Source organism: Pseudomonadales bacterium, assembly GCA_013215025.1.
In the GTDB taxonomy this organism is placed as follows: domain Bacteria; phylum Pseudomonadota; class Gammaproteobacteria; order Pseudomonadales; family DT-91; genus DT-91.
Window position 1 is genome coordinate 1 of record JABSRR010000095.1, and the last position, 8,283, is coordinate 8,283.

9 protein-coding genes are annotated in these 8,283 nt (G+C 46.3%); 5 read left to right on the top strand and 4 right to left on the bottom strand.

What is annotated here, in order from left to right:
* From HRU21_08070 to HRU21_08080, 3 genes are all read left to right on the top strand, one after another.
* Positions 1 to 726 (top strand): hypothetical protein (locus HRU21_08070; GenBank protein NRA42247.1); only part of this gene is annotated, 726 nt, incomplete at its 5' end.
* Between the two features lie 127 nt (positions 727 to 853).
* The gene (locus HRU21_08075) at positions 854 to 1,711 is read left to right on the top strand and encodes a polyphosphate kinase (protein ID NRA42248.1); all 858 of its coding nucleotides are present in this window, start codon (positions 854 to 856) and stop codon (positions 1,709 to 1,711) included.
* A 26-nt stretch (positions 1,712 to 1,737) separates the two neighbouring features.
* The gene (locus tag HRU21_08080; GenBank protein NRA42249.1) at positions 1,738 to 2,214 is read left to right on the top strand and encodes an NUDIX domain-containing protein; all 477 of its coding nucleotides are present in this window, start codon (positions 1,738 to 1,740) and stop codon (positions 2,212 to 2,214) included.
* 187 nt (positions 2,215 to 2,401) lie between these two features.
* Here HRU21_08080 and HRU21_08085 read toward each other — a convergent pair whose 3' ends face one another.
* The 4 genes from HRU21_08085 to grxD are packed head-to-tail and all read right to left on the bottom strand — an operon-like array spanning position 2,402 to position 5,479.
* Positions 2,402 to 3,922, bottom strand: a complete 1,521-nt coding sequence (locus HRU21_08085) for a fumarate hydratase (protein NRA42250.1) — start codon at positions 3,920 to 3,922, stop codon at positions 2,402 to 2,404.
* 28 nt (positions 3,923 to 3,950) lie between these two features.
* The gene (locus HRU21_08090) at positions 3,951 to 4,742 is read right to left on the bottom strand and encodes a hypothetical protein (protein ID NRA42251.1); all 792 of its coding nucleotides are present in this window, start codon (positions 4,740 to 4,742) and stop codon (positions 3,951 to 3,953) included.
* 13 nt (positions 4,743 to 4,755) lie between these two features.
* Positions 4,756 to 5,181: a hypothetical protein gene (locus tag HRU21_08095; GenBank protein NRA42252.1), complete on the bottom strand. Its 426-nt coding sequence runs from the start codon at positions 5,179 to 5,181 to the stop codon at positions 4,756 to 4,758.
* Positions 5,162 to 5,479, bottom strand: coding sequence for a Grx4 family monothiol glutaredoxin (gene grxD / locus HRU21_08100; GenBank protein NRA42253.1), 318 nt, complete (start codon positions 5,477 to 5,479; stop codon positions 5,162 to 5,164). The genes HRU21_08095 and grxD overlap by 20 nt, the downstream gene beginning before the upstream one ends.
* Before the next feature lie 245 nt (positions 5,480 to 5,724).
* Between grxD and HRU21_08105 the strand changes: the two genes are divergently transcribed.
* Together HRU21_08105 and argF are read left to right on the top strand one after the other, a co-directional pair.
* Positions 5,725 to 6,918 (top strand): aspartate aminotransferase family protein, encoded by a 1,194-nt coding sequence (locus HRU21_08105; protein ID NRA42254.1) that lies wholly within the window; start codon positions 5,725 to 5,727, stop codon positions 6,916 to 6,918.
* 36 nt (positions 6,919 to 6,954) lie between these two features.
* Complete coding sequence (gene argF / locus HRU21_08110; GenBank protein ID NRA42255.1) at positions 6,955 to 7,872, top strand: ornithine carbamoyltransferase; 918 nt, start codon at positions 6,955 to 6,957, stop codon at positions 7,870 to 7,872.
* Positions 7,873 to 8,283 lie beyond the last annotated feature (411 nt).

Genomic DNA, 8,283 nt, shown 5'->3' on the forward strand with positions numbered 1-8,283 from the left:
ACTATCGCGCAGCAAGCGCAGTCCGCGGCATGGGTGCTCAACTTCCGCCATGATCAAGCAGGCCAAGTACCCAGCATTGTGAGTGCCACGCAAACCTATGAGCGAAGTTTGCATCATTATGTTGATGGATTAGCATGGGCCAAATCGCATTATGCATTTCACAGCATTGGCAGCTGCTTATTGATTCAACAGCAAGCTTATGTAGCCGTAAGAGGCTTCCCAAAACGTGCGGCAGGCGAAGATTTTTATCTACTCAATAAATTGCAGAAGCATGGCACAGTTAACACGCTCGCTGACATCACGCTTAGCATTGCCTGTCGCATATCAGATCGTGTGCCCTTTGGCACCGGCCCAGCGGTTAGCAAGCTACTTAATGGTGAGCAAGCTATCTTTTATCATCCAGAGTGCTTTCATTTACTGCGTCAGTGGCTCATGTTGCTGAATCAGCTCGCTAACAGCGGACTTGACGCCAACGATGAATTTCTCGAGCAACAAGTTGCAGATATGCTTGTCGACGCTCTGCAACAGCCATTATTACAGCAATTGTCAAAGCAGCTGCAGTTGCAGGCGCGTGCCGTTGGCTTTTTAAGGCAGTTCAAACAAACACAGCAGCGATGCAAAGCATTCGATGATTGGTTTGATGGTTTCCAAACTTTAAAAGCTATTCACTTCTTTACACAATATTATCCAAAACTCGACTCACCTCAGAAGTTCAACTGCAGCTAATTCAATTGGCATTGTTTGTCGTATGACTCTGTGTGTCATTGTATTGTCATAAAAGTGACATATTCTATCTATAGTTTATTGGGCATGATATTTGCCTAATGCATTGCAGGTAATGTAGGCAAAGTGCATGAAGCTTAAGAAAATCCAATCGATTGAAACCCCTTATAACGGCATTTCGAACGCTGATTATCAAATCGAAAAGCGCCGCTTACAGGTAGAATTATTGCGCCTGCAGCAACGCATTATAAAACAAAAATTGCGTGTTGCGATTGTCTTTGAAGGCAGAGATGCGGCTGGCAAAGGCTCAACGATTAAACGCTTCACAGAAAACCTGATTCCCTCAGGTTATCGTATCAATGCCTTTGGCATCCCTAACGAAAAAGAATCAAAGTATTGGTTTAATCGCTACCAACGTTGTTTTCCTGCACCCGGGCAGATGGTTTTTTTTGACCGCTCATGGTATTCCCGCGCATTAATTGAGCCCACTATGGGCTATTGCACCCAGCAGCAATATCGCTATTTCATGCGGAAAGTTTTAAATTGGGAGCATCAGCATATCGACAGTGGCCTGCTGTTAGTCAAATTGTATTTGTCGGTTGGCGAAGAAACTCAGTTAAGACGCTTTAATGAACGCCTATCAAACCCACTTGCCTACTGGAAGTTTTCGGAAAACGATTTAGCGGCTCGAGAGAAATGGGCTATTTTTACTAAATTTAAAGAGCAGATGTTCGCGCATACCTCCTCTGAGCAATCTCCATGGGTCGTGATAAACTCAAACAAGAAACGCGAAGCGAGACTAACCGCCATGCTGTACCTCATCCGCAGTTTCGGCAATCGACAGTTTGTACCTCTGACTGGCGAAGATATTCGTAAAGACTACAGTGTAAAAATTGACGGCGTTAACTTTGACGGCCTCTCATTGCAGCAAAAAAATATCCTGAAAGATCTGACAAAACAGCAAATCGCTGATAATGTAGATTCTTAATAACATTATTTGCCGGATCATTGGTCATGGACACGAACGACACGTATTCGCTTGAAAGCACGATTGGCTTACCTATTATTGAGTCTGCCGGTGGTTTAGTCTGCAATCACTACCATCATATTCTATTAATGTTCAAACGCGGTAAATGGGATATGCCCAAGGGTCGAGTAGAGCCTCAGCAATCTTACGAAGATTGTGCTCTGCGTGAAGTCAACGAGGAGACTGGACTCTCTCTTGAGCGTTTAAGCATTACCGGAAAATTGGTACCAACCTGGCATACAACCTCTCATCGCGGCGTTAAATATTTAAAAAAAACCCACTGGTATGTGATGGAATATGACGGTGACGATGACGACCTAAACCCACAAGTTGAGGAAGGCATCATTGAATGTCGCTGGGTTCACCTCAGTGACCTGCCGCAATACCGGGAATTACTGAGAACACGCGTTGATTATGTGGTTGATTTCTGGCACCAAAACCTTGCCTATGTGCCGAGAAAATAGCGCATCTTTTCGCGAGTAGATATTTGCTCGGCGGTCCTAACAATTGTTAACTGCAGTGAATATAGCCTGCAGATAAATACGAATACGATACGCAGCAAAAATTCAAGCTTTAAGCAGAGATTTTAAGCTTTAAACAAAAAAAGCCGCATATTGCGGCTTTTTCGTGAGCGTGTTTTTAATAAAATCGTTAGACAAGCTTGATAGCNTGCTCCTCAATTTTTGCCTGCCATATCGCAGGGCCAGTTTTATGCACTGACTCNCCTTTTGAATCAACCGCAACCGTCACCGGCATATCAACCACATCAAACTCATAAATAGCCTCCATACCCAGCTCTGGAAACGCTTTAACTTCAGCATGCTTAATCGCTTGCGACACTAAGTAGGCTGCACCGCCTACGGCCATTAAGTAGGTTGACTCAAACTGTTTAATCGCATCGATAGCAACAGGTCCACGCTCGGCTTTACCGATCATTCCCATCAAGCCTGTTTCAGCTAACACCTGATGGGTAAACTTATCCATGCGTGTTGCAGTAGTTGGGCCAGCGGGGCCAACGACCTCTTCTCTCACAGGGTCAACAGGGCCAACGTAGTAAATAAAACGGCCTTGTAAATCAACCGGCAGCGTTTCGCCCTTATTGAGAATATCGACAATTTTCTTATGTGCGGCGTCACGTCCAGTTAGCATTTTACCGTTCAGAAGCAATACATCACCAGGCTGCCAAGATTTAACATCGTCTTTAGTAATCTCTTGAAGATTAACGCGCTTAACATTATCACCGGCCTCTCGCGTCACCTCTGGCCAATCTTCAAGCTTTGGTGGCTGCAACTGAGCTGGTCCTGAGCCGTCCAAAGTAAACTTAGTCCAGCGCGTTGCGGCACAGTTTGGGATAACCGCTACGGGTTTATTCGCAGCATGGGTTGGACAATCCATAACTTTCACATCTAACACGGTTGTTAAACCGCCTAAACCTTGTGCGCCTATACCCAACTGATTAATTTTTTCATACAGCTCAAGGCGTAACTCTTCGGCGCGGGTTTCCGCACCTTTGTTAATCAGTTCCTGAATGTCTAAAGGTTGCAACAGTGCTTTTTTCGCTAAGGCCATGGCTTTATCGGCAGTGCCGCCAATACCAATACCCAACATGCCTGGTGGACACCATCCAGCACCCATTTTAGGCACCTGTTCTAACACCCAATCTACAACTGAGTCAGATGGATTTAACATGGCAAATTTTGTTTTTGCCTCAGAACCACCGCCTTTTGCGGCAAGATATACGTCAATCGTATTACCAGGCACTAGCTCGTAGGTAACCATCGCAGGCGTATTATCACCCGTGTTTTTACGCGCACCGTCTGGATCAGCTAAAACCGAAGCACGTAATTTATTGTCAGGGTGGTTGTACGCCTGGCGCACGCCCTCATTAACAATATCCTCTAACGGCTTCGAGGTATCATCAAACGTAACATCCATGCCGATTTTCAGAAACACCGATACAATACCGGTATCCTGACAAATGGGTCTGTGGCCAGTGGCGCACATGCGTGAATTTATCAAAATCTGCGCTAAAGCATCTTTTGCTGCCGGATTTTGCTCTTTTTCGTAAGCACCATTAACAGCAGTGATAAAATCTTTCGGGTGGTAATATGAAATAAACTGCAGTGCATCAGCGACGCTGGCAATAAGATCTGCTTGTTTGATAACCGTCATATGAAATCCTTCAATCGATAATTACGGGTTAAGGCGTTGCGGGTTTATTTTGAATTTGTTGTTCTAGCCGAGCAATCGACTGATTTGTTTGCTGCCTAAAGACATTGATTGACTCAATCCACTGCGCATTATCAGTGCTCAAGTCTTCAACTTCGGACAGCTGACTGGCTAACTGTTGAATCTGCGTTTTTAACACTTCATTCTCACGCTGCTTGGCCTCTATATCGTTGACTTGACTAATCAAGGCCTCCAACAACAACGATTCTTTTTGCAGGGCAATCATTTCATTTTTTAGCTGGATATTAACTTTTTCGATATCCTGCGTCAGCGTTTGCATGCTCGCCAGCGCTGTTTGCTGCTGTTTGATAGCATTACCCTGATCGGCAATCTCGGTTTGGTTACGGCGCCAAGCTGAAGCCCATAGCTTATCCATTTGCTGCCATAGCTCTTCGGTTTTTTCACTTAGCTCACGCAGCTTAATCTGCATCGCAACAGAGGATTGGCTCATGTTCTCATCAGTGCTGGTCAAACTTTTCTCTAGCGCATCCGTTCTGCTGATATGCTGCTCTGACTGCTGCTGAAGCTGGTTTATTGTTACCGCAAAGAAAATATTCGCGGCCAAACTTAGGCCGATTAACAACAGCATTGCCAAAAAAGCTTTATTGCTGAGACTAAAAGAAGCCGATGATGATCCTGCAGCAGCATTTTTTGCAGCTTGGCTGCGAGACGCCGCTTGCACATTAGCCATACTTGATGAATCGGCCGCTACATTAATGGTTGGCAAGTCATTCAAATCTAACTCATCTTCACGCTTTGGCATATCAATGGGGCTCTCATGGTTTCAGTTGATGGTAACGCTGAATTAATGCGCGGTTGAACGTTGTGGCATAGTCGAGAAAAAACTGCTCCAACGCGGCATGATTTGCAGGCTTATCTGCTGCCAGATTCACCGGCGCTAGCTCAATACCATATTTTGCACGCCAAGGGTTTGCCTCGAGCTGCTCAATACCTGGTATTTTTATACTGCCATCGGGCTGATAATAGGCCAGTAGCTGAAAATGCCCTGCTTCAGCCAATTGATCAGCACGATCATCAGCTGGCAACTGCATCAGGCTTGCAAGCGCCTTAGCCTCTGCTGAAGCATTATCGTCCAGAACAATACCGGCTGACTCATAGGCAGGCTTTGAACAGCTCGATATGGCGAATACGAGCAGACATATGCAGCAAAGCTTGGCAAGCTTATTCAGGCACTGCCTCATTCAATAGCTCCTGCAGTTCACCGGCTTCATACATTTCAGTGATAATATCGCAGCCACCAATCAATTCGCCTTTCACCCAAAGTTGAGGAAACGTTGGCCAATTGGCGTAGGCTGGTAAGTTAGCGCGAATATCAGGGTTCGATAGAATATCAACGTAAGCAAAACGTTTTCCACAGGCCATTATTGCCTGCGACGCCCGCTGGGAAAAACCACACTGTGGCTGATTCGGCGAACCTTTCATGTATAACAAAACATCATTGGATGCGATTTGATCTTTAATCGTATCTAGAATTTCCATCGTAAAGCCCTCTGTTGGACGACTGCTATTTAATCGTTGCGCATTCTACCCGATAAGCAGCTATAAGCACAGCCCAAACAGCCGCCCAAACAAGAACCCAGTGCAAGCTGTTGCAGCGAAATATACTGCCGTTAAATCTGCGGCTTATTTCGCAGATTGGCTTGATTGCAGGCCTTTTATGGCCTAGGATTGCGCTCTTATAGGCAGCAAACGCTGCCTTTTTACGTTTTTACGAGTACCAAGATATGAATAGCGGCCCATCATCTCACATTATGCCAACCTACGGGCGTTTGCCGGTAGAGTTTGTGCGCGGTGAAGGCGTGATGCTTTTCGATGAGCAAGGCAATGCCTACCTTGATGCTATCAGCGGTATTGCGGTATGTGCCTTGGGTCATAGCCACCCTGCTGTTACTGCAGCTATAACCTCGCAAGCTGGTCAGCTTATTCATACCTCTAACCTGTATCATATTGGCCGTCAGAACCAGCTTGCTGATTTGCTATGCTCGGTATCCGGCATGGAAAATGTATTCTTTGGTAACTCTGGCGCTGAAGCCAATGAGGCCGCCATTAAATTAGCCAGACTTTATGCCAACCAGCGCGGCATTGAACAGCCGAAAGTCATTACCTTTCACGGCTCTTTTCATGGTAGAACCATGGCTACTCTCTCGGCCACTGCCAACCAAAAGATACAGCAAGGCTTTGCACCGCTGTTAAGCGGCTTTGAACATATCGCTTATAACGATATAGATGCCTTGACCGCATTTAGCAATGACCCCAATGTGGTTGCAGTTCTGGTTGAACCTGTTCAAGGCGAAGGCGGTGTGAATGTGCCTAAACCAGACTTTTTAAGCAAGATTCGCGAGATCTGCGACCATAATCGCTGGCTGATGATGGTCGACGAAGTTCAAACGGGCAACGGCAGAACCGGTCAATACTTTGCTTATCAGCATGAAGCTATCTTGCCCGATGTTGTCACCACCGCAAAAGGGCTGGGCAACGGCGTGCCAATTGGCGCCTGCCTCACTCAAGGCTTNGCAGCCAGCTTAATGCAGGCTGGCAGCCATGGGTCAACCTATGGCGGNAACCCCTTAGTCTGTGCNGCNGCATTGGCAACGGTTTCGACTATCATTGACGAAGTTTTGCCTGAGCTTCCAGCAAAGGCAGAATATTTTTCCACGCAGTTACAGCAAAAGCTGGCAGACAGCACTATTGTTGAAGAGGTTCGCAACAAGGGCTTCATGCTTGGCATTAGCCTTAATCGCGACTGTGGTGAACTGGTCAGTATGGCATTAGAGCATGGTCTGTTGATCAATGTGACCGCAGGCCATGTTATACGGTTATTGCCACCATTAATCATGCAACATTCCGAAATCGATCAAGTCTGCGACATTCTTTGCAAATTGATTTATCAACTCGAGCACGGCCAAAAAGTCGCTTAGACTTTTGCCCTCTAACCGCCCAAAGCATTCGATATCATGGCATTACGACATTTTTTAACTCTTGAAGATCTGAACTCAAGCGAACTACAGCAAATTCTCGATCGCGCTATAAGTATGAAGCAGAACTTACAGACCCTGCGCGAACAGCAGCCGTTCAAAAACTTTGTACTTGGTATGGTGTTTGAAAAGTCCTCAACCCGAACCCGCGTGTCGTTTGAGGCCGGCATGGCGCAGCTTGGCGGGCACGCCATGTTTTTATCACCACGTGATACACAGCTAGGTCGCGGCGAACCCCTGAGTGACAGCGCTCGAGTGCTATCATCAATGCTCGACATCATTATGATTCGCACCTTTGGTCACGATAAAATCACTGAGTTTGCTGCACACAGCTCGGTACCGGTAATCAATGGCCTCACCGACGACTTTCACCCCTGTCAGTTATTGGCTGATATGCAAACCTACCAAGAGCAGCGCGGCAGTATTGCGGGTAAAAGCGTGGCTTGGGTCGGCGACGGCAATAATATGTGCCACTCTTATATGTTAGCCGCGAAACAATTCGGCTTTACACTTCAGATTGCCTGCCCCCACGGCTACGAACCAAAAGCTTTTGTGCAAGACAAAGCAGCAGGACATTTCTCAATACACCATAGCCCCGCTGAAGCCGTGACAGCGGCCGATCTGGTAGTGACCGATGTATGGGCCTCGATGGGGCAAGAGCAAGAACAGCGTAAACGTGAAGCGGCATTTAAAGATTTTCAAATCTCGCCTGAGCTAATGCAGCTGGCCAACCCGGATGCCTTGTTTATGCATTGCCTGCCGGCACATGAGGGTGAAGAAATTAGTCATGGCATGTTAGATCATCCCCAGTCTGTGGTATGGCAAGAAGCCGAAAACCGTATGCATGCACAAAAGGCGCTGATAGAGTTTTTATTGCTGCAGTCAGCGGCTGATTAAGATTGTGCGAGTTTGAAACACAGCCGTTTATTCCTCTGGCGGCTGTATGTTATCGCTCTCTTTCAGAATCTTCCTTTTGCCCTAAGTTTTCCTCTTGATATCCTCCCCTAAACGCTTCTTTTAAACCCTCATCCTCTGATTAAGCTCTTTGCCATCACATGGCTCAGCTTAACGACACTGCGGCAAAGTTGTTGCGCTTAAACACGTCGTTGAGACCCCTGCTAAATGGCTATTATGAAATATGGCTGGTGGATTACTGGGATAAGCATGCCAAAATACCTGCCTTTTCTTGTGCCTTAAATACCAACTAATACCACATTGCCGTTAATCGCCTTTATGCCCCAAAAAAGCACAAGCATAGACAGAAAGCACAATATATACGCATCATTACAACACTCACACCCAACATAT